Here is a 26,043-nt window from a genome sequence, read left to right as displayed (position 1 = left end):
CTTTTTTTGTGTCTGAGAATTAGAAATTATCCTTGTTTTATTATTACACTGGAAATAATTATTCTTAACTAGTGTGTTCGATAAGTAATGGTTATGTGTGACTTCAGAAAGTCAACTACTTAAATTAGTAGTTGGTGCTAGTAATTACATAATAATTTCCGCAGTAATAGAAATTATAAATATCACTTTTAATGTTCAAGGTATTAGTGGTTTTCTGTAATGAATCAAGTAAAAGTTCTATGGAGATCATTAATTAGCTCGTATAAAATAGGCTAATTCTTACTTTAGAGAACATGAAGTTATGAGCGCGATCACATTACGTAAAGCGTTAGGTGTACTTGCGAAGTCATCTTCGTTTTCAGTTACTACGGTGACAGATCGACAAAAGAATGATTTCGATCAGTTAAAGGAACAACTTTTTGTTAAACAAGAGATTGAAACCGAATTACAACGCTATCTGGATGTTGCTAAACTCGGTGAAATCATTTTTTTGTGTGGTAGTAGCGGGGACGGAAAATCCGAGATTTTAACCCGCTGTCAGTCAGATCCGCGTTATCAGCGGAGATTTATTTTTCATCTGGATGCCACTCATAGCTTTGCCCCTCGACAATCGGCCATTGATGCTTTGAATGAGTTATTTGCTAATCATCATCAGCAGTCATCTCCATTGCTCATTGGCATCAACACCGGAATGCTTGCTAACTTTGCCCGAGAAGGTGCTGAATGCCATAAGGTGATCCGGTCTGCAATTGACTCATTTTTATCAGGGCAGCAGGATGCAAGCCGTCCTTACCGTAACGAGAATTGTTCTTTTTTTGATTTTGAACATTACCCTAAATTCCAGTTTGACGAAAATAAAAACTATTCACCATTTATTAAAAGCTTATTAGATAATTTAACTCGCGATGATGATAATAATTTATTTCAGTTTATCTTTCGGAGCGATGAGTCAGTTAATCCAGATCTAAAAGAAGTCGCAAACTTTAAATTGCTTTGCTTGCCTGGTGTACAGAATATTTTAATTACGCAGCTATTCAAAGCCCGATTAATTAAAGACCAGTTTGTAACAACCAGAACTCTATTAGATTTTCTACATCATCTGCTGATGGGGCCAGGTTACTTATTTGATAATCTTTTCACTGGTGTAGAAAATGATCTGATTAAAAAGGTATCTGATTTCGATCCCGCTAGATTGCATACTTATGAGCTTGATCAGTTTATTTTACGCTATGAGCTTGGGCTGGTCGATGCAGAACTCGATGATTTTTTAGTCGCACTTGATACGTTGTACATTAAGTTTGATCGCCAGTGCGTTAAGCCAGGTGATGCAACCTCATTGATCCGGCTTTTTTGGCTTTTGCAACATGAATTATTGGGAAATGACTATCACCATAATTTTTCAGAATTCTTTAAAGAATCGTTGTTTGAACATTACTCAGAAATCTGGCGTCTGCATAGAAATTATACTGCAGCCCCTGAACAAAAAAAATTACTGAATCGCTTCTATACTTTTGAACTTATCGCTGCTATTCAACGCTATGCCAACCGAAAAGCACCGGAATTAAGTATGCAAAAAGAAGAGTTTTTTTTGGGCGAATTTGGTGGGGTTAAAATAACTGCACCAGTAGAATTAAAGCCTGACTGGGACGCGATCCGTAATAAGAATACGACCCTTTCAACTGGTTTTGATATATATTTAAAAGTTGGACAGCACTCTCTTCCTCCTATTCGTATTGGGCTCAACCTCTTTGAACTTTTGCATAAGTTGAACAATGGATATCGCCCGAATAAATACGATAAAAATGCCATAGTCCTATTGGATGAGCTAGTTGAGTTAATTACTGAACAGGCTAAGTCTAGTAGTGACATAAAATTCTACGATGGTAGGTCCATGGTTTATCGTGCAAAAGCAGATGACGACATAATTTCAATTAGCTACATGGAGGGATAACATAATGTATCCCATAACACTAAAAAAATTGAAAGTAAGAATTAATACAGTCGATAGCTACTTACCTGTGCGTAATAGTAATAATAATATTAATTGGAAAATAGTTACTGGTCTGGTACTTAGCTATGCACTTAAACATAAAATAGATGCCTACGATTTCGTACAATTTCAAAAAGCTTGTAAAGCTGATTTGCAGGATATGCTTGAAGATCAAGAATTTTGGTCAATACTCGAAAAGATGTACTTTACGAACGATGATATTTTCCGCGTATCTCCGCTTTTTTTACTATTCCATGCACAATTCTCTGATGAAAAAATCAATGTAGGTTCTACGGCAGATAAGCGTCTAGCTATTCTTTTTTCTAATTTAATCGGTGGTTTTTCATTAAGTTATCCTATACAAGACAAGCTAAACTTCATTGAACAAAAAATGATGGATAAACTTGGTGAAAATATAAAACCTTTTTTGGGAAGAGGTCCGTTCACAGAAGAACAACCATACCTACCCTACATGGTGGAGTGTTTTCAGGCGGATCTTTCATTTTTAGCTGAACATCCAAAGTATCTTTTACAAGAACTCACTAATACTCTTCGATTGTATGCCTTCAGCTGGTGTGCTCAATTAGCGCTCAACATTGATAACTGGAAAGAAGGAGCACCAAAAAGCAAGTCATTATTTTTTATTCTTGATAGTGAAAAAGCCAGTTCTGAACGCGATATGTTAAAACGTTACGGCTACAAGTTATTTTCAAGTCAATGTGAAAAACTTTTCCCGATGCTCTCTGCATTAGAGGTGCTGCAATGGGAAAAGGGTGAGAAAAAACGTCCGTTATGGCAAGTCTATCAAGATGTAATAAATTATTCTGACCCTTCCTCTCAGATACTAAATGAACTTAACAGATATTTGGGTGAGTTTATTGATAATCGTAAACTTAAAGTTAGAGATAAAGCAATAAATCTTGAAGGCGCTTTTGACCAATTTTTTACTGTTGCTCTTGAACAATTCCAAGATAAAAAAGATAGGGCAACAGTAAATCGGAAGTATATAAATGAGTTGGAAAGTGAAATCTGTACAGGCTTCATTCAGGTGCGTGGTCGGGCAGGGAAAGTGCTGGTGCTGAATCAGGATCGTCTTCTGTTACTGACCAATCTAACTGTGGGCAAAAATGACAAACTCCGCCTGCATGAACTGCTGCGTGGTTTTCAACAGCGCGGTTTTTATCTGGACAACCAGTCGGCGCAGACGCTGGTGGCGTTTTATGAACGCATGGGAAATGTAGAGCGAATGAGTGATAGTGGAGACGCCGTGTATGTCCGCAAAACAGTATGAAACCTATCTGGCAGAAACTTTTATTGAATGGGTAGGTGGCATCATTCAGCCCGGCGAGCGCTTCCAGTTCAAATCTCCCGATCCCGATAATGCCCTAAAACTGTGGGAAGCATTCGTCTCTCTGGCGGACGGCAATCAGTTGGAAATAGCGCCAGGGCAATATATTGATTGCCTCCTCTACAATGGTGTTCAGCTTATTCCTGTACTGCACGGAGCTGAGGCCCCAGCATTCACAGAAAATTACATTTCTCATTTGCGCGATGAAGTTGCAGGGCGCAGCGGCGTTTTTGCCCAAACAGCGCTGTTGATTATTCATAACAGTATGCTCGATACCCTGATTAACAGCACGAAAGACGTAGCTGCACCGGATGCTATTTGGTACCCACAAACTTTCAGTCATCAACTGGAAAAGCTCATTACTACTAATGGTAACCGTTCGGAATTGTCCCGCTGTTTGCTGGAGGATCAACTGGCGACGGTATTGGATGAAGGCGCGACCGTATTTGGTTTCTCGTCGCTGTATCGCTTGCTGGATGATGGCAATCTGGATTTCTCTGAGCTTCATCTGTTTAAAGATGATGAACTACTGAACTATAGCCAGAAGCAGCTACGCACCCGACTGAATGAAAACCGGAAATTATATCGCCAGATAGAAGACTGCGTTGAACGCTACAGCGGACAGCTGGAGAATGTACTACCTGAATTCAGTACAAAATTCATTCAGGAGCATTTTTACGATAAAGGCGACTGGCGTGAGCTAGATTTCTCTGACTACAGGAAAGAAAAAGAGCAGAACAGCGAACAAAAACTAGTGCTGGAGAATGTCTCCGTCGAAAACGGCGAAATTTGGCTACGAGCAAAAAGTGCCAGTAAGGCGGGCAAGCGTGACATCAGCCTACTGGTGCAGGTGCAGCCAGGGCAATCAAAGGCTGAGCTGGAGTTTAGTTTTCAGGGTAATGATCTTCAGGATAACCAGATAAAGATTGCCCATAACCGCCAGTTAAAGAATACATCTTTCTGGCGTACTAACCGGGCGGGAGGCAAGACTTCTCGCATTATGGCATCGGTGCCTTTTGACGGGCATCCCTGCTTCTTTAGTCTCGAACTGACCAACCGCAATAATTCAGCCGAAGAGTATAAATTTCGCCTGTTGTTGGTCGAGCAGGGACAATTCTGGCTAAACGATATTCAGCACTGCTACCGCGTTGAGCCAGGTAAAGAACAAATAACACTGCAACTGGAAGATAACACGCTGCGTATTGCCGAGTCTGGCAACCTAACCTGTATGTTGGATGACGAGAGCGAAGACATCGACTGCCAGCATTATGCTCAGGTGGATTTTGAGACGCTGGTAAATCAAAGTGACTTGGTTCAGTTTGCACTCGTTTCCGGTGATTCCCGTCTGTCGTTTAACATCGAGGGGCCGGGAGCAGAAGAAGGGCTAACGCTGCCGCTGCTTTTTGACCAAAGTCGTTTCAATAGGTTGTTCAAAGAAGAGGGCAATGCAACCTGGAACCGACTAAAAGGGCGCATCATACTCGATAATACCGAACACAAGGTCGTCGGTGTACGCCAGCAGTTGTTGATACTGGAAGCTTCATTAATTGAGCAACGTCTGCTGGGTACGGGAAGTGGCGATAGCGAGTTTGCGCTGGATGAACTTCTTACCAGCTACCCCGATCTTCATAACGCCTACGAGCGGTTATTTGCCTACTATTATCGTCGTAACACCCTACCGAGTCTGGTGTCGTGGTCAACGGAATATCGCACACTGGTCAGCTACATTGTTACTACGTTTGAACAGTCACTCAAGCAAATCGGCCAGAGCAGAGCGCTGACAGCGCAGGAGAAACGTCTTCTGCATCTGGGGATCTGCCGCAATGATATCCATGAGCGTCTCTCACCACTGCACCCATTAGTGTTGGCCTACCATCTACAATTGACAGAAACTATCGTTGCAGAGTCGGAACAGCACGATTCGGCTTCATTTGCCACATTACCGCCGGTCACTCTTGATCGCTTGATGGTTTCTGGCTTAATGCCGTTTGTTTATCACAGTGAGCATGAATACGCGCAACTACAGCCTGTGGAGGAGAACCGCTTCTGGATTGATGTAGTTCCTCAGCGACAGGTTAGTCATGACTACATTAAGCGTCTGGTAAAAGACAAACTTAATGAGTTCACGGACGCCTACGCTCTATTGTTCCAGAGCGCTGGTAACAATGCATTGATTATCAATGCTATTAATCAGGGTAATGCTAAAGAACTTTTTTTGGGATTAGTTGAATATTTTAAGCTGGAAAAAGAACAAGCTATTTCGGTGCATGTGAACTGCTACGATGAACGTTTGCTACCCAATATGTTCGATCACTTTGCCGAAAGTGGAAGCTATGAGCAGCTTAAAAACGATCTCGATCTGAACAGCGGTGTATGGCGTGCGGAAGCCGATATGCTGATTGATCTGCTGCGTAGCCGGTTAACGTTCAGCAAGTTTGTCCTGCCGTCAGAAAGCGACAAGCTTGCCTATGCACATCTGGCATTTTTCACCAATACAGCACCGGTGGATTGTCGCCAGATCCGCATTGAAGATGCGTCCAGCGGGGTATTGTGTCATGGATTGATCGCTGGGGAAGGTGCCGAAACGCAGGGGGATGCTTACTTTACCGCGTTTGGACTGCGTGATGTGGATACTGAGTCCTACTACGCCCTGCGTCTTGCCCGACTAATTGGCTGCCTGTGGCAACCTGCACGTCAAAGCAACAGCCAGTATCATGGACAAGGGATCGGTCTGGCTGTGAGCGGCAATTTTAAACAGCTGCTCAATTACTCCTACAATAGCGCGCTCTGGACCACCATTATTGATCCAAAAGTCACTCTCGACTTTTTTACCAGTCAGAAAGATGTGGTGCTTATCCACTATTCTGACCAGTACACCAGTTGCGCAGGCTACGATGCCGTCACCGTCACGAAGCAGGTTGATTTGTTCCTGAGGTTGCTCCAGACCGGAAGACAGTCAGGGCAACCTGCTGTTGATAGTCAGCATTTGCTGGCTGAATTTAATGCCTTTAACGGCGAATGGCTGCTGAAAATGCTGCGCTCCAATGAAAGAGAGCGTAAAGAGAAGCACGGCATTATAGGTGCGTACAAATTTGTGCAATCTATGTTGCACCAGTCCGACATTTGCTGGATTCCGTTATCGGTGGCCGAAATGATCCGTGTGTCCGGCAATGTCGGGCTGAAAATGAAAGAGAGCGATTTATCGAGAAATTTACAGGGTTATCGTAACGGCGCGATCTCTGATGATGTGCTCTTTGTGGGTTTCAAAGAAAACCGCCTCTATCTGTTACCGCTGGAAGTTAAAACCGGGGCGCGGCCTGACTACAGCTATGCAGGCCAACAGGCTCGTGAGCTGAAACGTTATTTACAGCAGGACATTCTGGAACCACAAACGCTGGCATCACAGCTGTATCGGGCACTCTTTATTCGTCAGGTGTTGATGCAAGTGGAGAAACTGCGTCTGTACGGTGTGCTGGACAGCAACAAACTGACTCCCTTGCTGGATCGACGCGAATGGTGGTTAACGGGCGACTATCAGTTAGGTGAGTTGGCCGACTATGTGGACGGCTTCGTCGTGGCGCATGTGGACAGCGCAACCTGTTTCGATCTCTCTTATAAAGAGACAGCGGAGAATATCTTACAGATCGAAATTCCTTATTCACTGCTGCCTTCGCTGATTGCTGCGCAGGGGGATGAACCACTGCTGGCTGAACGTTATCGGGTGCCGGAAAAATACCGGCTTAAGTCAGAGTGTGATGCCAGTCCGTCACAACCCGAAGTCGTGGTAGAAGTCACAACGCCGACTACTGCACAGTCCATTTCGGAACCAGAGTCGTTACAGCCTGTTGTACCGGTGGCGATTCCGGATATTAGCGATACTCCATTACAGATCCTGTTTGGTCATGATGCTGCGCGTCAGAGCCCGTTACATTGGGAGCCAACCAACACCGCGAAGTTCATGAATACCAATACCGGCATTATTGGAACGATGGGCACCGGTAAAACCCAGTTTACTAAATCGCTGGTCACACAATTGATGCGTAATCAGTCCTGTAACGTTGATGGTAAATCTATCGGTTTGCTGATCTTCGACTATAAATCAGACTATGTGGATGAGGCTTTTCTTGATGCTACGGGTGCTAAAAAGTACAAGTTATTTAAGCTGCCTTACAACCCCTTATCTCTGTTTGGCGACACGCCAATGCTACCAATCCACACTGCTGGTGGACTATCTGAAACGATGGCGAAAGCTTATGGGCTGGGGCATAAGCAGCAGCTCAAATTAGAAAATCTAATTTTAGAATGCTACGAAGCGGCAGGTATTTCGCCGGAAGATCCGACAACATGGTCAAGAACTGCACCGACGATTGAAGATGTATGGCAGCGCTTCCTCGCTCAGGAGAAGGTTGAAGAAGATTCGCTTTACGCAGCACTTTCTAAACTGGCGCGTTACAAGATATTCGAGACTAACCCGGAGAAGATGACCAGCTTGTACGAATTGATTGACGGCGTCACCGTGATCGAACTGGCTGGTTACCCGCCAGAAGTGCAAAACCTGGTAGTCGCACTTACGCTGGATCTGTTTTACGCTCAGATGCAAAAGCGCGGTAAACCGGTGGTGCGGGGGAATTATCGTCAGCTCACCAAAATGATTCTGGTGGACGAAGCCGATAACTTTATGCGTCAGGATTTTTCCAGCCTGCGTAAGATCCTTAAAGAAGGCCGTGAGTATGGTGTTGGTGCGATCCTGTCAACGCAGGAGATTACTCACTTTAAGACCGGGGAAAATAATTATGCTTCCTATATTTTGACATGGGTGATCCATCGTGTTTCTGAGATTAGGAATGCGGATATTAAGGCGGTATTTAACGTCGATGATAAAGGTGAGCAGGAGTCTTTGATGGGACAGATTCGGCAGCTTGAGAAGCATTTTAGCCTGTATGTGGATGGAGATAAGCGGGTTAAGAAAATGCGGGATCGTGCATTTTGGGAGTTAGTTAAATGACGATTATTGAAGCTATCGTAAATGTATTAAAGGAACATGGAAAACCTTTGTCACATAAGGATATTTATGATTGCATTATAAATAAAGAGTATTATTCATTTGGTGCAAAAGATCCTGTGGCAGTAGTTCGGGGGGAAATTAGAAAACATTGCTATGGCATTGATTTTCCTAGTGCATCTCCACGAAAAATATTTATTGAGGTTAAATCTGTAGGGCAATCAAAGCCATTATACGACCTATGGCAGGGACAAGCATCAAATGCTAGCCCTCTTAAAATTGAAAAGGTAACAAAAGATCAACTACCTGAAGAGATAATTCATGGGAAGTATATTGAGCATATTAAAACTATTAAAGAACAATTGCTTGATGCTATTAATTCTTCGGATCCAGCTTTCTTTGAGAGACTTGTTGTTACACTTTTATTAAAAATGGGTTATGGGTGGCACGAGTCTGAGGCAGGCAAGGTTGTTGGTGGCGCTGGGGATGAGGGCATAGATGGCATTATTAATGAAGATAAATTAGGTTTGGAAAAAATATATATCCAAGCTAAAAGATATAATAGTAAAAAGGTACCACCTAGCGAAATTAGAGAGTTTATTGGTTCGATGAACCAAAAAGGAGCACATAAAGGGGTGTTTTTTTCATCTTCATGTTTTACCGAACAGGCAATTAATAGTTCGGAAAAAGCACAAGGCATGAACATCACTCTTGTTGATGGTGAACAGTTATGTGAATATTTAGTCCAAAATGGCATGGGGGTTGCGAAGGTAAGTACATATGAAATTTATGAAATAGATAAAAATTTCTTTGATTTATAATTTTTATATAAAAATGGGGTATCCCCCCATTTTGTTAAATTTGTTTTTTTATCTCGTCCTTAAAATCTCTTATCTTATTGAAAAAACAGTTTTTTATCGTGTCTAATTCCTTTCTTATTTTTTCAATTTGACCTGAAATCTCCTTGCATTTTTCAGTATTTTGATTTTCATCGCTTGTTTCAAGATCTATTATAAGTTTCCTTAGTTCTACGGTTTTTTCCTTATAACTATCTACACATTTTTTAGGTTCAAAAGCGCCTATTGATAGTAAGAGGCTGGAAGCCATGTTTTGTTCTTTAAAAGCAGGGTAAACCTTTTCAGAGGACTCTTTTTCTTTATCACTAAAGCTTCCCTCTAATGGTTTACTACCAGGATCGCTCAATGTTTTATACTTTCTGTGTTTGTTCGAGGCATATAACCCTACAGCATCGGAAAATAGGCAAAAACAATCGAAGGCTTTATATAGTAGCTCAACTTCTTTTTCATAAATTTTGCTACGAGCAGTTTGATTAGGTGTTTTAAAAAAAATATAACAGGTTAAAAGTATTATTACCACAGAGCTAATTAAACTCCCTATGGAGGTCACGTAATCTACCCAATCTTTGCTGGTAACTATTTCTGTTAGTTCTTTAATCTGCTCAAAAGTAATTTCCATTTTATTTCCTTAATTACCAGTGCATAACGCACTGGCATAATAGTTATCATTACAATGAAATTAAAAAGTCTTTTAAATTTCGATGGTTTCTAACTGAAGCGATTCCATCCTCAACATGTGCTGCCCATGCTTTAATTATCAATTTTTGGTCGAGCTTAGGATAAAGCATCTTCAATACCAATTCTGTAGTCTGCAATGTTTCCCCCAGCCACGTTATTTTATCCAGCACCAGAGAGCCATCCAGCTTCTTACTATCCCGCTCAGGCGAATAACGAAACTCACTCTCCACCGAGCGGAAAAATGCCAGCCGAGCAGCTACATTGGGCGTGATCCCAGTATATCCTTTTAACTTCTTGAGCTGGTCTTCAGTCTGACGACTAAGCACCATTCGATTCGGGAGCATCAAACAGCCTCCTTAGTTAGTTCCCAGAAATAGCCAGGTTTCAGCGCAGATGATTTGGTATGCGCATTAAACACAATCTCATAAGCATGAGAAATATCATCACGCAGCTGATCGACGAAATAACGCTCGTCTACTTCTGTATCGGTGGACAACAGCACAACCTGATGGCTGGCCTCCGGGAAATAATGATTAATCAACTTATCCCGATGCTGAGAATCCAGACGCCCTAACGGCGTATCAATAATCACCGGGAAATCCCGCCCAGAGGTTTTTGCCAGCGCCTCAAGAATGGCAATCGCATAAATCTGCTTTTCACCCGCAGAAAGCAGCTTACGATTAATCACCGAACCCTTTTCATCCACCAGTTCAACATCAAATGTCTGTGGATTTATGTGCGCATTAAGCTGTAAATCCTCTTTACGAGCCAGCTTGTGGTAGGCAATTTCAAAGTTAGCAGATAATTTTTTCACTCGCGCCTGCGTTAGTACATCGCTGTAGTAATCGAGCAGGTTAATGGTCTCCTGTGCATTTTTAAATGCACTGCTAAGACCATATTGGCTACGCTTGATGTCATGTGCTTTCTGTACCTGGCGAACACAGTCCAGTTGCTGCTGTTTCGTCCGTTTAGCCTCTTCCAGTAGTGAGCGGTATTTTTGCCGCTGTTTTTCACGCTTATGATCGAGCTCGCGTAATGCTGCAAAGAGATCCATTAACTGCTCGTCTTCCGGGGCACGAGCAATGTTAGCAGCGGCCTGCTCCAGTTGTTGTTCAATATCCGCTAATTGATGGCGGTACATATCAAAACGCTGCCATGCCTTTTTGCTATCCTGCTCAATGGACTGCTGTAGCATACCGGCTTCACGTTCAGAAATATCAAACAGCAAATCACCTTTTGGTTTCGCTGCCATATATGAGTCCAAATTATTGGTAATCGCTTCGGTAGTGATGGCTCTGGTACTGCTCTCACTGCTGGAACGGAACGCGATATCATTTTTTAGTTGAGTTAAAAATTGATTTAACTCCGCCTCAAAATTTTTCGCCTGTTTGATCTGTGCTTCATTGGCAATTTTTTCCAGCAGCCGCGACAACGTATTAGGCGCTAACGCATAGGGCAACGATCCATCGCATTCCTGTCGTAACGCTTTTTCCAGACGTTCTTTTTCTTTGAGCAGCGTTTCAACTTTCTGTTTTTCCTGTGCTTTGGTCTGGGCAAATGCGCCGCCCTGCGCATTTAACAATCCCTCATGGCGAATAATGTCCTGGGATAAAAATTCAATCCGCGAGTTTACGAAATCGGCCTCTTCCAGCAATTTCTCTGCCTGACCGGCAAGCGTTTTAATCTTCGTCTCAAGCGCTTCGATCTGCTGTTGCTGGGGGCCACCTAACTGCGAGGTTTGCTGTTTTTTGACAAAAATCATCAGATCATTTTGCAGTCTGGCGATCAGATCCAGTCCCAACAAGCGACGCACCGCTGTACGCAGAATATTGCCGGATTCATCTTCCGCCAGCTCTGCAATCTTCTCTCCATCAAAAAAGAAAAGATCGGCAACACCGTGAGGAATTAATTCATTCAAAAAACCCTGGCACTGGTCATAACTGAGCTCACTACGCGGTTGTCCATCCTGCTGCAAAGAGAGACGATCTTTCTTTCCTTTCTTCCAGCTACGCGTGACGGTGAATTCAGTCTCATGGCCGTTTTGGTTGTAGGTAAAGGTCAGTTCTACTGCGGCCTCATCTGGGCGCTCTGCTGTATACGTCCCGTTGTGCACCAGTGCACCGAGTTGTTCAACATACTCCTGCTCGTGCATTGCCGAGCCAAATGCTAAACGCCCATACAGTGCCAGTCGAATTGCCGACAAAATAGATGTTTTCCCTGCACCATTTAAACCACCAAATAGAACAATCGGGCGAGGGTTTACTTCATGCGGACGCTTTCTGGGAGCCAGATCGATGGTGTGTGTGCCGCAAAATACGCGAAAATTATGTAATACTAGTTGCTTAATGAGCACGTTCATTTTCCTCGTCGATAAGCACAGACGATTCGCCCGCATCGATAATTCTGCGCTGTAAAGTCTGGAGTTCAGCTTCTAGCTTATCCACCTCATCCTGATGAATATCCCGATCGTTACGTTTTTGCAGCGTTGCCTGTTGCTGTTGGATCTCTTCCAGGCTGCCCCAGTCCTGCTTCAAAATTGTGCCGAGCTTGTCAAAAATCCCCTGACGACGACTTAACCCTTCCATCGAGGTTTCCAACTCAATCAGTTTCATTACCATTTCAGGTACTACGTCGAACCCTTGCGTTATCTGCGCCAGCAAATCAGCATCGTTGGCATCAAAGCGCGACTGATCGTCAACCACCCAATTCAGATCCTGCTGATATACCTCGCGATAAATCCCCGGTAATGTGTCATGCCAGTCTGGCTCGTTAGGATCTTTCAACCACTCCTGACGGATAGCGTGCAGCTCCGGCTGGGTAATTAACGTAATCGTGTGGCCCTGGACGTTTAAATCACGCTCAATTTCCAGTAAGTCTTTCAACCACTGCTGGCGGTATTTGAGCCAGTAGGGACCAGGAACATGCTTACGCTCTGCACTGCGATCTTCACCGTCTTTAGCGTACTGATAGCTCACCTTACCGGTGCGACGTTTATAGTTGCGATAAGTGTCTTTATTCGCCGGATCGGTGGTAAACGCCAGCAGATCACGATATTTCAGCAATGGTGACATCCACTCTTCGCCATTTTTGATCAGACTTTCCATCGCTTTATCTTTGGTGACTACAGTACAGGTCCAGCAGCCAAAGCGAGAATTCCCGCAAGAGGGGGTACTTTCGTCGATCACCAGGGGACACTCACCCTGTGCGGAAGAGTCCATATACAGCGTCCACAGAGGACGGTTGTTTCCACCCCACGGGCTTTCCCATTCGTCGATATCTTCAGGAGCATAGCGGAACGCGCCGCGCAGCAGTTTCCATACGTCTTCTACATCCCAAGTATCAATAGGGGTATAGATAAACGCATTTGCCAGAGTGGTATGCCGGGCCAGGCGTGAGCCATCAATTTTATGCTTGGCAATGACCTGCGCACGGGAGGCACTCTCGCTACTACGTGAGCCGAGGACAACAATCACTTCATCAAACTGGCTGACCTTATCTTTAATGAAGTCGCTCACCGGATTGATTTTCATACGCTCGGTACACCAGCGAAAACTACGGGTTGGGGCTGGATAACCTTTCCCCAGTAAATTGACCCAGAAGGTTTCATTAGTTTTAGGCATCACGGCATGTTGAGTGATCGGCAGGCCATTACGTTTTGCGCCTGCCTCAATCTGCACCATGGTTTTCTTAATCAGATCCACGACCACTGGTGTTTCCACCAGTGTATCTGATGACACCAGAAAAATATCTTTACTGCGCATTTCCGGGGGCAGACCGAGCAGGGCCAGATACACCAGCGTGATCACGGCGGAAGAATCTTTCCCCCCGCTATAGCCAATTACCCACGGTCGCTTATCCGCACAATAAATTCTTTGGACCTCAGCAACATATTCGGCCAGAGGGCGTCCAGCGAACTGCTCCTGATTAATAAAATCTTCGTATTCGGCCAAATCGTAGGCCTGAACTAATTTACTCATGAGACAACCATTTGAGCTTCAAGCTCCTGTTCTTCAGGAGTGAGGGGAATTGAGAGCGAGGTTTTTAGTGCATTGCAGGTAAGCTGGATTGCCGTACTGGTTTTACTCAGCTTGCCGTGCTGCATCGCGCGTTTGATCAGATCCGGATTGTTTCTGCGCCAATTAAAGGTTTTGAGTGCAGCAATTTTCTCCGGCCACTGCTCGGGGTAGTCTATAAGCAAGGTATACCCCAGCTGTCCGAGTGCCTGCAAACCAATGCCGTGAGCGTGGACATAGTCCTGACGTAGTTGAACCGGTGAAACTTCTTTTTTTGCGGCTAACTGCCAGTCCGGCATTACATGATAAATAGCCTGCCAATAGCGAGTTGCTATCTGGGTACATTCTTCAAAATTGCCCTCTTTAGGATCTTTTCCCAGCAACGCACGGGTAGCTTGTTTGATACTGCTTAACGTAAATAATTTATTTGACCGCTGACTGATACCGGATTTTTCCAGCTCAGTCATTCCGACAAATGGCTCTACGGACATTGCTAGATAGCGTGCCAGATTTGAACTGGCATCCCGATGATCATACAACGATGCCAGTGACGGGCTGGGGCGAATAGCGTATTTATTCAGATCGGCAAACATCTGTTGGCTGCGTTTTAATCCTTCATCGACAAAAAACAGCACCGGAATGTTGTCCTGCCCCAACTCTGGGCGTGCTTCTAAAGCATCTTCAATTGCTTTACGACGATGCTGACCGTCATTGATCAGAATTTGCGCATCCATCGGTACGCATAACGTTCCCAGGTTGTTTGTACCTGGGTGCTCATCAAACTGGACGTCAACGGCAATGGATGCTGTAAGTGCAGAGAACACATAATCTTTTGGATTTTCCAGAAGATAACGCACCATTTCGGGGATACGCGATTTATTCAGCGTGCGCTGTGCACGTAGCTCAGGCGGTACGTCATTTTCATCAAAGCTGAATATCTTGGGGATGATGCGCATCGGGCACGTGGCGATGTAGAAAGGACGACCAGCCTGAATGCCACGTATAGCTGGAAACGAATAGCAGTAATCTGCATCAACACTAGCCATGCTGTTATCCATGTAAAAAGTGAATGAACTTATGTACGCAATATTTTACGTAACGAATGAGTTGATTTACAGTCTTTTTTACGTAATATTTTGCGTACTAAGATCCATTAATCCATGTAATATTAGTGGTTATCAGTGGCTGAGAAGCTGCTGCACGTTTTTGTACCTAAATTAAGCTGCATCAAACTAGTCGGAGCTCGTTTCGTACCTGCTATTGCACGATACCTTAAAAAAGGGAAACAGATGATTGGCCAAGTAGACACGATGAGTCGTTACGCAGTTGATTATTTCCGCTTTCTTTAACAATGAGGTTTTTTTGTTAACCTGGACCTGTCATTTCTTTTGACATGCTCGAAGCGAGTCGGCTGTCTTTTGTCATTGAGCAGATAGCGTTACATGACACCCAATATATAACTCAATTATTCAAGTGCTGATATCTATGAACAGCGTTAAGCGGTAATTCTCTGTTTCAGAATATGTGGTGGAAAAATCTTAAAAGAGTTGAGCGTTATCTAAATGTGTTCTCGGCTCAAGTGAAAATATCATAATAAATTAGGTGATTTTATATGAATGGTAAATATGGGTCTTTGATCGTGAAAACGATGATTACAGCCATACTCCCTCTTTTTTTTGGGAGCTTGCTGTTTTCAGGATTGATTGAAAGCTATAAGAATGATATGAGCTCTCGGAAAGAAATCTTAAACGATTATTATCGTCCAATGAGAGATGCACGGAATGATTGCCATAAGAAACATAACGAGCTTTTTTTGCAGTATGGTTTAGTTGCTGGGGCTTTAAAGCTTTTTGCAGATGAAACGAAGCGGGTAAGTAAAATGAATTTTAATAGGATCACATATGAACAAGCAATTTTTTATGTTTCAGTAGTTGATACATTTCGCACTGAGCAGGGAAAATTGAATGAGCTCAAAAAAAATGTATCTGATTGCACTAGTGTGTTGAATCGTATGTATACAGAGTTATCAGTTGTTACGGGCAGCTATGATGAATTTGTAAGGATTCTTGCACAAAGAACAGCGTTAATAAATGATCTGTATAGAAAAAGGGCCGATTTTGTGAAGAACTCAAATGGCGATCTAAACGAAGATGAATATATGAAGATGATTCATGAGTTTATTTCATTAGACTTTTCAAATGACGCACTAATAGCTGAAAAATTGGAATCTATGCAAAGTGTGATTCTACCGTTGGTTCCAACTTATTTGGGCATTGGTGAGAATGAGAGAAAAGTTTTTGATGCAGAGTATGATATGTTTGTAAAGTTGAATGAAATATATTTAGAGGAAATGAATTCTCGTTTTAAGAGAGGGGTTATTGCACGTTTGTTTTTCTGATTTTATTATTGTGGGTAATTCTGATGTTTTTTATTGTGCTGTAGGTTTGTGCTATTCTTGAGTTATTTTACATGCGAAATGAAATTTTTCATAGGAATATTAATTTTTTAGGTGATTTATCAAGTTATACGAACCTAAGGCTCAGGCATTAATATGCCGGAGCCTTTAGCAAGTCTGCCAAGTGGTTTCTGTGCTTATAGGTTTTTAATACCTCTAAACAACCTCTTCCTTTCAATCACCACCCCATCTTCCCCGACATACCGCTCAGGCCATATCTCACTCGGATGCACCTCAAGCGCCTTGGCTATCAAAAACTCACCTTTCGGCCAAGGTCGCGTAAGCGCATTTGCCAGCGTTGAAGAGGCCAGGCCAGATTCTCGTGAAAGTGCCGCCAACGATGTTCCTTTCTTGCGTAAACCGGCAATGATATCCGCCGGATGCCAACCTTTAGTCATGATTCCCTCCACATATTTATGTAACAGTTATCTCTTAGTTCGAAGGCTAATTTAGAGGGAATAGTCAAGGTTGGATACTACGAAGAACGTAGTATTACTTCTTCTTTAAAGATGTACCACTCGCCCTTATCGAAGGACTTATTCGTCATGGGAAGTTATTTTTCACTAGTTGAGGATCTCCACAGTTTTTTTGTTTTATTTTCTTTATCATTGTTGTCAATGACATTTAAAATAAATAATCATGGCATTTGGTATGATTGTTTATTTTATGTAAAGAATAATCCCCATGAATAATTAAGGATGAATGTTTATGGCTGTGATTCCAATAATGCCGCGGGAAGGTACGAGTTTAATTATGAAAAATATGCGCGAGGCAAGGTCAAATGGCATGAGCCGCAATATGGCGTTGCCGCAAACGTACTACTGGTTTTATCAAAAAGTTAGAAATCGCGGCCCATGGGACTACAAACAGCAAGACAGAAATCTGGCTAACTTTGGCAATTTTAACTATGGTGCTTCGGGGTTTGCTGCTGGTATACCCGAAGAAACGCTATTTATTGCCGCGGGATTTGCTCAGAACCGCGCCGGAACATCGCAACCGCAATGGGGAACATGGTATGGTCCATTCCCGTATGGAGACGATCCACACGATCAATTCTGGATTAAACAGGGAATAGATTATGCCAAACAACACGGTTATTAAGAGCCTGCACTGTACGTTAACGGCTGTGCTTTTATTGCTTGTGGGGGGTTATGCGGCATATCAGTATTATTTCAATGGTCCACCGGATGATGTGTTTTTCTCCCGTCAAAAAGTCACCGATACTACGTTCTTATATATCACCCGCTACAACGGTGGAGGCGCTACGGTTTCGGATGTCTATCGCTATTATTTGGATGGCAATCTAGCGGGCGATCCAATGGATCATCTGAAGAAGCGTGCCCCGTTTTTGATATCAGCAGTAAGCAATGCGAAGGTTACGGGTTATGGCAGCCACGTTAACGTCACGCTCACTGGCCGCGTGTATTCGTTTACCAACTCTGACTTGTTCTATTCCGATGGCGTCGCGATTATGCCGGTTATCAGCTTTACGGCTAACGGCAGCCGTTAAAACCCCCGCACCAGTCGCGCCGGGCTGCCAACATAAACCCCGGCCACCAGAATATCCTTCGTCACCACGCTGCCTGCGCCAATCACCGCGCCGCTGCAAATATGCTCCGTCAGAATGGTGCTGCCACTGCCGATGGTGACGTTATCGCCGAGGGTGATGGCTATCCAGTTCTCCGGGTTGGGGTCTGGCCTGCCGCTGCGGAACAGGTCGTTGGCGAAGGTGACGCCGTGGCCGATAAAGCAGTTTTTGCCGGTGGTGACGTTTTCGCACAGGAACGAGTGGGACTGGATGCGGGTACCGGAGCCGATCACGCAGTGGCGTTGGATTTCGACAAAAGGCCCAACGAATACGCCGCTTTGCAGCGTACATTCGTAGAGGTTAACTGGCTCCACAACGGTGACATCGTCGCTGGCAATCACGTCGCGGATGCCGCTTTTGAGGATTTTCATACATGCCTGCCCTGGTTCATTAGTCCCGTCCATTAAACAGAAGCCCCGGCCTCCCTGCCAGGACTTTGCATACCGCTACTTCCTATAAAACTTATAGGTCGCCGTGTAAGGCACTTTTAGCGTCGCGCCAAAGGTTGCCGGGTCGCAAACCGTTGGGCTGGTCACGCCGCCGTGGGTGTCCACGCGCTGGATGCTGCTCACGTTGGCGAACAGGCCTGGCTGCGCGTCGGATGTACCGGTCAGCAGCAGCCACGGAATCGAGCCTTTATCTTTCGACGGGCGAGTGGCGCTTAGCGCTCCGGCCACTACGCTGCCGTCCGTGGCCTGCCAGTGCGGGCCGTCGAAGTGTTTGCCGACGAGGTGCTTCAGTCCTTTGTCGCTGAACAGGTCAGCTTCCGGGGCCTGGAACACCCAACTCCCGGTTTTTGCCTCTGCGTCCGCCGCCGCGCAGCGGTAGATTTGCACCCCGCGGGCATAAAGCTCGGTTTGCAGGTGTTCACCTTTGGGCGCATCGATGGAAGTCTCTGCCGCATTCGCCAGGGCCGGAAGCCCGCCCATCATCAGCGTGAAACACGCAACTGTTAAGACGCGTTTGCTCATGACGTCACTCCACAAACCATACGCGCACCGCCGCCGCCGAGCATTGCCGGGTGGTCAGAGTGGTTGTCGCCGCCGGCGTGGATCATCAGCGAGTGGCCTTTTAAATCAGACATGCGAAGGCGAGGGGCCAGCACCGGGTAGGTCGCGGTGCCGTCGCTGTCGACGTACAGCGCAGGCAGGTCGCCGAGGTGGCCGTTGCCCCACGGGCCTTCATGCTTGCCGGTGTGGGCCGGATCTAAGTGGCCGCCAGCCGCCAGGCCAGCCACCATTTTGCCGTCCTGCATGCCCGGGCCGCAGTTCGGATTAGTGTGAACGTGGAAGCCGTGAATCCCCGGCGGCAGGCCTTTAAGGTTTGGCGTAAAGACCACGCCGTACTGGGTGGCGTGGTATTCAATGGTGCCCGCCGGGGTGGACGTGCCGCTGGCGTCCACGGTGTTCATGGCGACAGTGGCGGCCTGCGCCAGCCCGGTGCAGGCGAGGGCGGTAATACACAGCGTCAGTTTTAGTGTTTTTAACTTATTCATCGTTTAACCCCGTACTTTTATTAGAAGGTGCAAAGCAATAGATGTCGCAAAATTTTGTGCTGCGGTCTTGTGCGCGGCAGTAAGCTGGTTATAACAAACTGTTTTGCGGCGTGTTTGATTGCTCTGATAGGTGAAATTGTGGGTTGAAAATCAGCGTGAAGATTTTTAAAAACAGTATTTTCATGAGGTTATCCAGTGGTCGGGAACAATTAAAGGGAGAAGCCTGAATGAAAAGAGAAACGGATAAAGCAGTAAAAAGGGAGAGTGAAAACGACCTGCTAACGATCGTTAAAAATTATGTCGCTGCTGTGCCTTTAATAAAGTGTAGATGAATACGCTGAGCGGGTTGAAAGCGGTCGCTGAAAATCTTGAGATTGTTTAAAAATCCCTTAATTTTCATGCGGCTTGATAAATGAGATATATCCGAATGGCAAAAGGGCCGCTTAGCGGCCCTTGAAGTCAATAAAAAGATTTAAGCGAGTGGGCGGGAGCCAATCATTCGGGCGCTCTTAATCCACGCCACAGATCCCATCACCGCAATCGCCGTCAGCAGGATATACTCCAGCGACATGGCATACACGCCCTGAATGGCGTAAATCACCACGCTAATCACGTCGATAATCACCCAAAGCAGCCAGTTCTCGACGTATTTACGCGTCATCAGCACCATTGCGGCAATCGACAGGATCAGCATCGCGGAATCCCACAGCGGGAAGGCATCTGGCTGCAGCTGCGGCATCTCAACCGCCACGCCAAGGCTCTGCATAATGCCTACCGCAATGTGGGTCAGCACGGCGAAGACCGGGTCGATGAAGAAGGTCATCAGCGCGATGGCGACCAGACAAACCGCCGCCAGCGTGAACGCCTTGCTGCGTGACAGCCAGCGGATCTTCAGCGCGGCCTCGTTGGCCTCGTTCTGGCGGCTCCACGCGTACCAGCCGTACAGGTTGGCGGCGAAGAAGAACACCTGTAGCAACAAGCTGGCGTAAAGCTGGATCTGGAAGAAGATCGCCGCAAACAGCGTGACGTTAATCAGGCCGAACAGGTAGTTGATGATTTTCTCTTTGCTGGCGAACCAGATGCAGAGCAGGCCGAAGACGGTGCCGATGGCCTCGATCCACGACAGCGCGTAGCCGCCTTCGCCGAGCGGAATGGTGACCATCACATTCTTAATGCTGAAGAAATCCATGATTACTGCTCCTGGCTGTCAAGGTAGAGCGCTTCGAGGGCGAGTAAAATCTCGCGGGATTCACCCTGCAGGCAGGAGTGTTCCTGCTGCTGGTAGTTATTAATGCCTTCTTCCAGATTGCCGCTGTGCTCCACCACCACGTTAAGCACGGAGGCGATGCGCAGGCCGCGCAATGCGCCGACCACCATCAGCGGCGCCGTTTCCATATCCGCAGCAAGAATGCCTTTGCCGGACCAGAACTGGTTAATCTCGTCTTCGCGTTCGGTGTAGAAGCTGTCGTGGCTGCGCACATAGCCGCAATGGCTGGCGTAGCCCAGGCGTTTGGCCTGCTGGGTCAGATGGTGTACCAGGCCGATGTCCGCACAGGCCGGGTAGCCTTTGTCGATGTACATCTGGCTGGTGCCGTCGTCCCGCACGGCGGCGGTGGCGATCACCAGGTCGCCGAGGCGAATGTGGTTTTGCATTGCCCCACAGCTGCCGATGCGGATCAGGTTGGTGACGCCAATCTGGCGTAGCTCTTCCACGGCGATGGCGGTAGAAGGCCCGCCCATGCCGGTGGACATCACCAGCACTTCCACGCCGCGGAACCAGCCGCGCAGGGCGCGATATTCCCGGTTGCTGCCGAAGTCTTCCACGTTGTCCAGAAACTGTGCGACGTGTTCCACGCGTTTCGGATCGCCCGGCAGGAGCGCATAACGGGCGTGCGTCATCTCCCGGCTGAGCCGGATATGGGGCTGGAGTTGGGTCATGATAGTTACCTGGCGTTAAACGAGCCATTTGGCATGGCTCAGGATTGGCTGCTGTTATTTAATGTTCGGCGTGCTGGCGCAGGCGCTGAGGGTCGAGAACCTGAATCTGCTCGCCGTGAATCGCAATAATATTGTCTTCCCGCAGTTCGGATAAAATGCGGTTAATGCTGCGCGGGGCCACCGCAAACTGCTCGCTTAATTGCTGCTTATTAAGCGGGATGCTGCCTTGTATTGGCTGGTATTTCTGCCACAGCACCAGGCAAATACGCTGATGTAACGAATAAAGAATGTCTTCCCCGGCCTTTTTGGAGAGCTGATAATATTGATCGCTCACGGCCTGTAATATCTTTTGATTAAAGTAATTGTCTAACCCCAGCCAGCGAATAAACTCTTCCCGCGTCAGCACTAAAAGTGCCGCGTCGCTAACTGCTTCTACCGAGCAGATGTATTGCCGCCGCTCGAAGATTTCCAGCTCCCCCAGAATGTCGCCTTTTTTATAGCGCGCCTGGGAATATTTTCGCCCGTCATCGGCGGTGGTGAAAACGTCGATTTCCCCTTTGACGATCAGGTGGAATTCATCGCAAATTTCTCCCTGACGAAAAATCAGCGAGCCACGAGGGTAATGTTTTAGCTGCCAGCTGCGCAGAATATCCAGAGGGCAATACTTCAGCAGCTCATACAGCACCGGGTCGCCGGTCACTCGCTCAATGACGTTCAGCCAGTCGCCGGGCCTGCTCTCGTTTTTCATGCTGTTCACTATAAAATTTCCCGTCAAATAAGGACAGGACGCCCGTCCTGCGTTGCCCACAGATTAGCGTGAAAACTGCCAGCGGGATCTGAAATCCGTATCGTCGCCGGGACATTTGTCCCGCCGTGGCGCTGGCGGAGTGGGCGATCTGTTTGTTTTTCGTACATACTGTTTTTGATGTTCATCCAATCTATTAACTGTTTATGATTTTAATCAAGGAGTTAACATGTCTGGTTGGTTCGAATTAAGCAAAAGCAGCGACGGGCAATTTAAATTCGTACTCAAGGCGGGCAATGGCGAAGTGGTGCTTACCAGTGAGCTGTATAAAACCCGTGCCTCGGCGGACAACGGCATCGCCTCCGTGCGCACCAACAGCCCGCTGGAGGAGCGCTACGACAAGAAGGTCGCCAGCAACGGGAAGTTCTACTTTAACCTCAAGGCCGGCAATCATCAGGTGATTGGCACCAGCCAGATGTACGCCACGGAGCAATCCCGGGATAAAGGCATTGCCTCGGTGAAAAATAACGGTGGAACCGAAACGGTGAAAGACAAGACTTAACCGGAACCAGGGCGGCGGGGCAATCCGCGAGCATTCACCTGGGTGATGTGTTCGCGTGAAGCTGCCCCGGTCGCTTTTTCCCGGCCGCAGCCTCAATGGCTTGTTGTTTATCGCCGGGAGCCTGGCCGTAAAAATGAAAGTTGAATCTACCCCTGTGGCGTATCGCCCTTTAGAGCTGCACCTGGCCGTAGCGAGTAAAACGCCAGGTACGGACCTCCCGCAGCTTGTCTCGCAAATCAAAGACAAAACCGGCATCGTGCCTGCGCACCTTATCCCGCTTCAAAAAGTCGCCTCGGAACACAATTGCATCATTGGTGTTCGCCCGGTGGACAAGCTGGCGACGGCGCTGATTGAGGCCGGGCATCCGACCAAAGGTTTTCACATTAAGGGGAAAAGTGCCTCGTGGGGGCCGCAGGCGGGGTTTATCTGCGTGGAGCAGCGGTTCAGCAAGCTGGAGAACGCTTCGCCCGAGCGGATCGCGAAGTCTAACCTGCAAACTCAGGCCTGTATTACCGAAGGGCATGCCGCAGCCGTGCCGCTGGAAGTTTCCCAGAGTCGTCTGCACGACCTGTTTGAGCAGGGGCTTATCGACAAGCTGTCGCTTGAGAACGCCAGCGGCGTGAGCCATCTCCGGGCCAGCGGTCCAGGCGGCGAGCGATATGCGTTTGAGGCCCGGCGTCTGCCGGGCTGCGGAGAAGCGCGATATCAAATTTCCCATCAGGGCGTGCCCCTGCAGGTGCTTGCCCCACACGCCGAAGCCCGGCCCTTCACCGCGGATTACGATCTGCTGGTTATCGCCCCGCACGTCAGCGAATTAGGGCCTGAGGATAATTTGCAGGTGCCGGATGTTTCCCATCAGGTCTTTCGCCAGCGGCTGGAAAATTACCGCACGCTGCCTGAGCATCAGGCGTTGCGCGGGGACTATGACAATCCGGCGAGCTTCTACCGCAAGAGCGATGATGAAATAGGCAACGCGAGCGAGCGTGCCCGCCGGATGATTGGCGTACTGAACCAGGCGCTGGTGGGGGAAGGGGAGAAAGTGGTGCATCACGCCACGGACAGCGCCAACCCGGTGACCGATCCGGAGAGCAACTACCCGGCCACGTTCGCGCTGCCGCATAAAATTGGTCGCTTCGATCCTTTGTGTATCATTGAAAACAAAGACGATCTGGCTGAACTGGTGCTGCAGGCCAAGAACGCGGGCTACCACGTGCCGCTGAATCCACTTTGGGAAAAGGAGGTCCTTGGCGTGCGCAGCGACAGGTTTACCGCCGCGAAGCTGACGCTGGAGGCGGCTCAGCTCACAAGGCCGATTCGGCAGCGCTAAAATTGTGTTTTGCGAGGCGGGCCGATATATCGCCGGGAGAAATCCCAAAAGCGCATTCATTGTTCAAAAAATAATCGTCAGCGGGTCGATACTCAAAACATAAGCATATGACTTACCCAAAAGTTAACTCACAGAGGGATATGCTGATGAACAGAGACCTACAGGCAGTGAAGAATTTTGATTTTCTGGCGCGCAGCTTTGCGCATATGCAGGCTTCGGGGCAGCAGGTGAATCTCCAGGCCGTGACCGGCAACATGAGCCGCGAGCAAAAAACGTGGTTCTGTGAACGGTTCAACCAGTATTGCGAAGAAGAATCCCGGGCCGCCGAGCTCGAGCACTGAAATAACGGGCCTGGTGGCCCGTTAAAGTTGCTGACAAAGAAGGAAAAAGCGTGGTTTTTCCTTCTTTGTGGCGAGCAGCCGAAAATCAATGAATTGATTTTCCAGTTTATTTTTCTGGTGACAGATTGCAGAATTTTATCCGCATGAGGTTTGTCATCAGTCTCGACGGGCCTGATGGCCCGTTATCTGTTTTAGCCCTTCAAAACGTTAATTTCATCCAGGCTCTCGTCAATTATCGGTTATCCGGCTGGGCGCGAACATTGTTCAGCCCGGTGGTGTTGATCCGGTATGGCTGCCCATTGCTGGATTTAATCAGCTTCTTGGTTCTGAGCTTTTTGAACACGGCCAGCGTACAGTCGCTTAGCAGCAACCCTTCGCGGGAATAACATTCAACGGCGGTGATGCGGCCTGAAGAGTCGCGGGTGTGAACGATTCGTCCCCCTTTCGCTAAAACGTGGAGGGTACGCTGTTCCTGACGGGATAAATTCATGCTGAAAAACCTTTTCATCATCATGTGCAAAACGTGCCAACACAACGCGTGTGTTCGCATACGGATTAAGCGCAGTGATAATCAGTCCGTCCTTTGGTGGGCGGGAAACTGATTATCGGATGATGACATTCTCCAGCATCAGGCCTCTGAGTGACTTTGGTTGAGGAAACGGGCGAATAATAACACATAAAAACTAAAGGGGAATAACTAAGGGATCCAGTTATCCCACGCCGGCTGCGGTGAAAGCTCCTCCACCAGGAAATCAATAAACGATCTGACCTTAGGGTTGCTGTATTTGCTCGGGAAGTAGAGGGCGTACAGCGCATGGGTTTCATAAGTGATGATGCCGTCCAGCAGCAGCGGGGTTAGCTCATCCTTTTGAATATGGTCGCCAATCAGGTAGGTGGGCAGGTAGGCTACGCCCTGGTTTTCCAGTACGGATTTAAGCAGCACCAGGCTGCTGTTGGCCTGGATTGGCGTACGCATTTTTAGCAGGTGCTGCCGTTCGTGCTCGTCGGTAGTTTTAATCAGCGGCGTTAACCCAGGGTAAACCAGGCAGTCGTGCGTGACCAGATCCGTGCGTTTGCCCGGCATCCCTTTCTTGCTGAGATAGTCTGCGGTGGCACAGTAAGCCCAGCGTACTGGTGCCAGTTTGCGCATGGCGTAATTTTGTGGCGGAGAAGTGGATATTCGCAGGGCGATATCGAAGTCGGATTCATTAAGATTAATAAAGTTATCGTTGAGATCAATATAAAGATTCACGTCGGGGAAACTTGCCCGATATTTATCAACAAGGTTGACCAGCCTGGCGTAACCGAACGCAATCGAGCAGGTGATGCGCAATTCCCCTTGAGGATTATTGTAATAGCTGGATGTGGTATTTAACGTATCGTCGAACTCTTTAATTAATTTATTAGCGCGGTTAAACAAATATTGCCCGGCGTCGGTCAGCGTAATGCTGCGTGTCGTTCTTTTGATAAGCGTTGTGCCCAGCAAATCCTCCAGCGCCGCCAGACTCTTGCTCACCGCCGAAGGCGACACGCTGAGCTGCGCCGCCGCTTCAGACAGCCCGCCGCAATCGATAATTTTGACGAATACCTCGAGATGCTTGAGTGAAATCGGCGCGCTCATTTTTTCCTTTTATTCACAAGTGATTTGCGGAAACGGTATTAATTCCCCATACCAATCCAATTTTAAAAGTGTAACTATTGCTC

General features: G+C 47.0%; 24 protein-coding genes. 10 read left to right on the top strand and 14 right to left on the bottom strand.

What is annotated here, in order from left to right; genetic code table 11:
* The first annotated feature begins 301 nt into the window (after positions 1 to 301).
* From dptF to LH86_RS02415, 4 genes are read left to right on the top strand one after another with little or no spacing between them, the layout of a single operon-like run.
* Positions 302 to 1,951: a DNA phosphorothioation-dependent restriction protein DptF gene (gene dptF / locus LH86_RS02430; protein ID WP_039298063.1), complete on the top strand. Its 1,650-nt coding sequence runs from the start codon at positions 302 to 304 to the stop codon at positions 1,949 to 1,951.
* A gap of 4 nt (positions 1,952 to 1,955) precedes the next feature.
* The gene (dptG, locus tag LH86_RS02425; protein WP_039298061.1) at positions 1,956 to 3,281 is read left to right on the top strand and encodes a DNA phosphorothioation-dependent restriction protein DptG; all 1,326 of its coding nucleotides are present in this window, start codon (positions 1,956 to 1,958) and stop codon (positions 3,279 to 3,281) included.
* The gene (gene dptH / locus LH86_RS02420; protein WP_039298059.1) at positions 3,262 to 8,343 is read left to right on the top strand and encodes a DNA phosphorothioation-dependent restriction protein DptH; all 5,082 of its coding nucleotides are present in this window, start codon (positions 3,262 to 3,264) and stop codon (positions 8,341 to 8,343) included. Before dptG ends, dptH begins: the two co-directional genes overlap by 20 nt.
* Entirely contained in the window at positions 8,340 to 9,161 is an 822-nt protein-coding gene (locus LH86_RS02415; RefSeq protein ID WP_039298057.1) for a restriction endonuclease, read from the top strand. The genes dptH and LH86_RS02415 overlap by 4 nt, the downstream gene beginning before the upstream one ends.
* 34 nt (positions 9,162 to 9,195) lie before the next feature.
* Here LH86_RS02415 and LH86_RS02410 read toward each other — a convergent pair whose 3' ends face one another.
* The 5 genes from LH86_RS02410 to dndB are packed head-to-tail and all read right to left on the bottom strand — an operon-like array spanning position 9,196 to position 14,934.
* A complete protein-coding gene (locus LH86_RS02410; protein WP_039298055.1) occupies positions 9,196 to 9,816 on the bottom strand; it encodes a hypothetical protein in 621 nt (206 codons plus the stop codon).
* A 49-nt stretch (positions 9,817 to 9,865) separates the two neighbouring features.
* On the bottom strand, positions 9,866 to 10,219 hold the full coding sequence (gene dndE / locus LH86_RS02405; protein WP_039298054.1) for a DNA sulfur modification protein DndE: 354 nt from the start codon (positions 10,217 to 10,219) through the stop codon (positions 9,866 to 9,868).
* Entirely contained in the window at positions 10,219 to 12,228 is a 2,010-nt protein-coding gene (dndD, locus tag LH86_RS02400; RefSeq protein WP_039305864.1) for a DNA sulfur modification protein DndD, read from the bottom strand. Before dndD ends, dndE begins: the two co-directional genes overlap by 1 nt.
* Entirely contained in the window at positions 12,218 to 13,852 is a 1,635-nt protein-coding gene (gene dndC, locus LH86_RS02395) for a DNA phosphorothioation system sulfurtransferase DndC (protein WP_039298051.1), read from the bottom strand. Before dndC ends, dndD begins: the two co-directional genes overlap by 11 nt.
* Positions 13,849 to 14,934: a DNA sulfur modification protein DndB gene (dndB, locus tag LH86_RS02390; RefSeq protein WP_039298049.1), complete on the bottom strand. Its 1,086-nt coding sequence runs from the start codon at positions 14,932 to 14,934 to the stop codon at positions 13,849 to 13,851. Before dndB ends, dndC begins: the two co-directional genes overlap by 4 nt.
* A gap of 593 nt (positions 14,935 to 15,527) precedes the next feature.
* On the opposite strand from dndB, the gene LH86_RS02385 reads away from it, so the two are divergent.
* Positions 15,528 to 16,286 (top strand): hypothetical protein, encoded by a 759-nt coding sequence (locus LH86_RS02385; protein ID WP_156107001.1) that lies wholly within the window; start codon positions 15,528 to 15,530, stop codon positions 16,284 to 16,286.
* 194 nt (positions 16,287 to 16,480) lie between these two features.
* Here LH86_RS02385 and LH86_RS02380 read toward each other — a convergent pair whose 3' ends face one another.
* Positions 16,481 to 16,741, bottom strand: a complete 261-nt coding sequence (locus LH86_RS02380) for a helix-turn-helix domain-containing protein (protein WP_039298045.1) — start codon at positions 16,739 to 16,741, stop codon at positions 16,481 to 16,483.
* Between the two features lie 310 nt (positions 16,742 to 17,051).
* Here LH86_RS02380 and LH86_RS02375 point away from each other — a divergent pair, with 310 nt between their 5' ends.
* Both LH86_RS02375 and LH86_RS02370 read left to right on the top strand, forming a co-directional pair.
* On the top strand, positions 17,052 to 17,444 hold the full coding sequence (locus tag LH86_RS02375) for a polymorphic toxin type 44 domain-containing protein (RefSeq protein WP_039298043.1): 393 nt from the start codon (positions 17,052 to 17,054) through the stop codon (positions 17,442 to 17,444).
* The gene (locus LH86_RS02370) at positions 17,422 to 17,853 is read left to right on the top strand and encodes a hypothetical protein (RefSeq protein WP_039298041.1); all 432 of its coding nucleotides are present in this window, start codon (positions 17,422 to 17,424) and stop codon (positions 17,851 to 17,853) included. Before LH86_RS02375 ends, LH86_RS02370 begins: the two co-directional genes overlap by 23 nt.
* On the opposite strand, the gene LH86_RS02365 is transcribed toward LH86_RS02370, so the two are convergent.
* The 6 genes from LH86_RS02365 to LH86_RS02340 all read right to left on the bottom strand — a co-directional run bounded on the left by LH86_RS02365 (position 17,850) and on the right by LH86_RS02340 (position 22,121).
* The gene (locus tag LH86_RS02365) at positions 17,850 to 18,302 is read right to left on the bottom strand and encodes an acyltransferase (RefSeq protein ID WP_039298039.1); all 453 of its coding nucleotides are present in this window, start codon (positions 18,300 to 18,302) and stop codon (positions 17,850 to 17,852) included. The genes LH86_RS02370 and LH86_RS02365 overlap by 4 nt on opposite strands.
* Before the next feature lie 75 nt (positions 18,303 to 18,377).
* The gene (locus tag LH86_RS02360; RefSeq protein WP_039298037.1) at positions 18,378 to 18,902 is read right to left on the bottom strand and encodes a DUF3455 domain-containing protein; all 525 of its coding nucleotides are present in this window, start codon (positions 18,900 to 18,902) and stop codon (positions 18,378 to 18,380) included.
* Positions 18,899 to 19,426 (bottom strand): superoxide dismutase family protein, encoded by a 528-nt coding sequence (gene sodC / locus LH86_RS02355; protein ID WP_052045539.1) that lies wholly within the window; start codon positions 19,424 to 19,426, stop codon positions 18,899 to 18,901. Before sodC ends, LH86_RS02360 begins: the two co-directional genes overlap by 4 nt.
* 472 nt (positions 19,427 to 19,898) lie before the next feature.
* Positions 19,899 to 20,615: a nicotinamide riboside transporter PnuC gene (gene pnuC, locus LH86_RS02350; RefSeq protein ID WP_039298035.1), complete on the bottom strand. Its 717-nt coding sequence runs from the start codon at positions 20,613 to 20,615 to the stop codon at positions 19,899 to 19,901.
* Positions 20,616 to 20,617: 2 nt separating this feature from the next.
* Positions 20,618 to 21,364, bottom strand: coding sequence for a nucleoside phosphorylase (locus LH86_RS02345; protein ID WP_008460849.1), 747 nt, complete (start codon positions 21,362 to 21,364; stop codon positions 20,618 to 20,620).
* Positions 21,365 to 21,422: 58 nt separating this feature from the next.
* The gene (locus tag LH86_RS02340; protein ID WP_419656438.1) at positions 21,423 to 22,121 is read right to left on the bottom strand and encodes a Crp/Fnr family transcriptional regulator; all 699 of its coding nucleotides are present in this window, start codon (positions 22,119 to 22,121) and stop codon (positions 21,423 to 21,425) included.
* 217 nt (positions 22,122 to 22,338) lie between these two features.
* Here LH86_RS02340 and LH86_RS02335 point away from each other — a divergent pair, with 217 nt between their 5' ends.
* The 3 genes from LH86_RS02335 (at position 22,339) to LH86_RS02325 (ending at position 24,339) form a co-directional block, all read left to right on the top strand.
* A complete protein-coding gene (locus LH86_RS02335; protein ID WP_008460852.1) occupies positions 22,339 to 22,671 on the top strand; it encodes a YegP family protein in 333 nt (110 codons plus the stop codon).
* A gap of 55 nt (positions 22,672 to 22,726) precedes the next feature.
* Positions 22,727 to 23,998 (top strand): CyaA/EF/ExoY family adenylyl cyclase toxin, encoded by a 1,272-nt coding sequence (locus LH86_RS02330; protein WP_231562717.1) that lies wholly within the window; start codon positions 22,727 to 22,729, stop codon positions 23,996 to 23,998.
* Between the two features lie 140 nt (positions 23,999 to 24,138).
* A complete protein-coding gene (locus LH86_RS02325; protein WP_197061699.1) occupies positions 24,139 to 24,339 on the top strand; it encodes a glycogen synthesis protein GlgS in 201 nt (66 codons plus the stop codon).
* Positions 24,340 to 24,571: 232 nt separating this feature from the next.
* On the opposite strand, the gene LH86_RS02320 is transcribed toward LH86_RS02325, so the two are convergent.
* Both LH86_RS02320 and LH86_RS02315 read right to left on the bottom strand, forming a co-directional pair.
* The gene (locus LH86_RS02320; RefSeq protein WP_039298031.1) at positions 24,572 to 24,829 is read right to left on the bottom strand and encodes a YjhX family toxin; all 258 of its coding nucleotides are present in this window, start codon (positions 24,827 to 24,829) and stop codon (positions 24,572 to 24,574) included.
* Positions 24,830 to 25,036: 207 nt separating this feature from the next.
* Positions 25,037 to 25,960 (bottom strand): LysR family transcriptional regulator, encoded by a 924-nt coding sequence (locus LH86_RS02315; RefSeq protein ID WP_039298029.1) that lies wholly within the window; start codon positions 25,958 to 25,960, stop codon positions 25,037 to 25,039.
* Between the last annotated feature and the right edge of the window lie 83 nt (positions 25,961 to 26,043).

Origin of the sequence: Cedecea neteri, assembly GCF_000758325.1 — a bacterium.
In the GTDB taxonomy this organism is placed as follows: domain Bacteria; phylum Pseudomonadota; class Gammaproteobacteria; order Enterobacterales; family Enterobacteriaceae; genus Cedecea; species Cedecea neteri_B.
This window is presented reverse-complemented; position numbering and strand designations above follow the sequence as displayed.

What these genes read in the sequence shown, in the direction of transcription:
- dptF (WP_039298063.1), top strand. Translation starts at nt 302, where the DNA reads ATGAGCGCGATCACATTACGTAAAGCGTTAGGTGTACTTGCGAAGTCA.
- dptG (WP_039298061.1), top strand. Translation starts at nt 1,956, where the DNA reads ATGTATCCCATAACACTAAAAAAATTGAAAGTAAGAATTAATACAGTC.
- dptH (WP_039298059.1), top strand. Translation starts at nt 3,262, where the DNA reads ATGTCCGCAAAACAGTATGAAACCTATCTGGCAGAAACTTTTATTGAA.
- LH86_RS02415 (WP_039298057.1), top strand. Translation starts at nt 8,340, where the DNA reads ATGACGATTATTGAAGCTATCGTAAATGTATTAAAGGAACATGGAAAA.
- LH86_RS02410 (WP_039298055.1), bottom strand. Translation starts at nt 9,816, where the DNA reads ATGGAAATTACTTTTGAGCAGATTAAAGAACTAACAGAAATAGTTACC.
- dndE (WP_039298054.1), bottom strand. Translation starts at nt 10,219, where the DNA reads ATGCTCCCGAATCGAATGGTGCTTAGTCGTCAGACTGAAGACCAGCTC.
- dndC (WP_039298051.1), bottom strand. Translation starts at nt 13,852, where the DNA reads ATGAGTAAATTAGTTCAGGCCTACGATTTGGCCGAATACGAAGATTTT.
- dndB (WP_039298049.1), bottom strand. Translation starts at nt 14,934, where the DNA reads ATGGCTAGTGTTGATGCAGATTACTGCTATTCGTTTCCAGCTATACGT.
- LH86_RS02380 (WP_039298045.1), bottom strand. Translation starts at nt 16,741, where the DNA reads ATGACTAAAGGTTGGCATCCGGCGGATATCATTGCCGGTTTACGCAAG.
- LH86_RS02375 (WP_039298043.1), top strand. Translation starts at nt 17,052, where the DNA reads ATGGCTGTGATTCCAATAATGCCGCGGGAAGGTACGAGTTTAATTATG.
- LH86_RS02370 (WP_039298041.1), top strand. Translation starts at nt 17,422, where the DNA reads ATGCCAAACAACACGGTTATTAAGAGCCTGCACTGTACGTTAACGGCT.
- LH86_RS02365 (WP_039298039.1), bottom strand. Translation starts at nt 18,302, where the DNA reads ATGAAAATCCTCAAAAGCGGCATCCGCGACGTGATTGCCAGCGACGAT.
- LH86_RS02360 (WP_039298037.1), bottom strand. Translation starts at nt 18,902, where the DNA reads ATGAGCAAACGCGTCTTAACAGTTGCGTGTTTCACGCTGATGATGGGC.
- sodC (WP_052045539.1), bottom strand. Translation starts at nt 19,426, where the DNA reads ATGAATAAGTTAAAAACACTAAAACTGACGCTGTGTATTACCGCCCTC.
- pnuC (WP_039298035.1), bottom strand. Translation starts at nt 20,615, where the DNA reads ATGGATTTCTTCAGCATTAAGAATGTGATGGTCACCATTCCGCTCGGC.
- LH86_RS02345 (WP_008460849.1), bottom strand. Translation starts at nt 21,364, where the DNA reads ATGACCCAACTCCAGCCCCATATCCGGCTCAGCCGGGAGATGACGCAC.
- LH86_RS02335 (WP_008460852.1), top strand. Translation starts at nt 22,339, where the DNA reads ATGTCTGGTTGGTTCGAATTAAGCAAAAGCAGCGACGGGCAATTTAAA.
- LH86_RS02325 (WP_197061699.1), top strand. Translation starts at nt 24,139, where the DNA reads ATGCTGATGAACAGAGACCTACAGGCAGTGAAGAATTTTGATTTTCTG.
- LH86_RS02320 (WP_039298031.1), bottom strand. Translation starts at nt 24,829, where the DNA reads ATGAATTTATCCCGTCAGGAACAGCGTACCCTCCACGTTTTAGCGAAA.
- LH86_RS02315 (WP_039298029.1), bottom strand. Translation starts at nt 25,960, where the DNA reads ATGAGCGCGCCGATTTCACTCAAGCATCTCGAGGTATTCGTCAAAATT.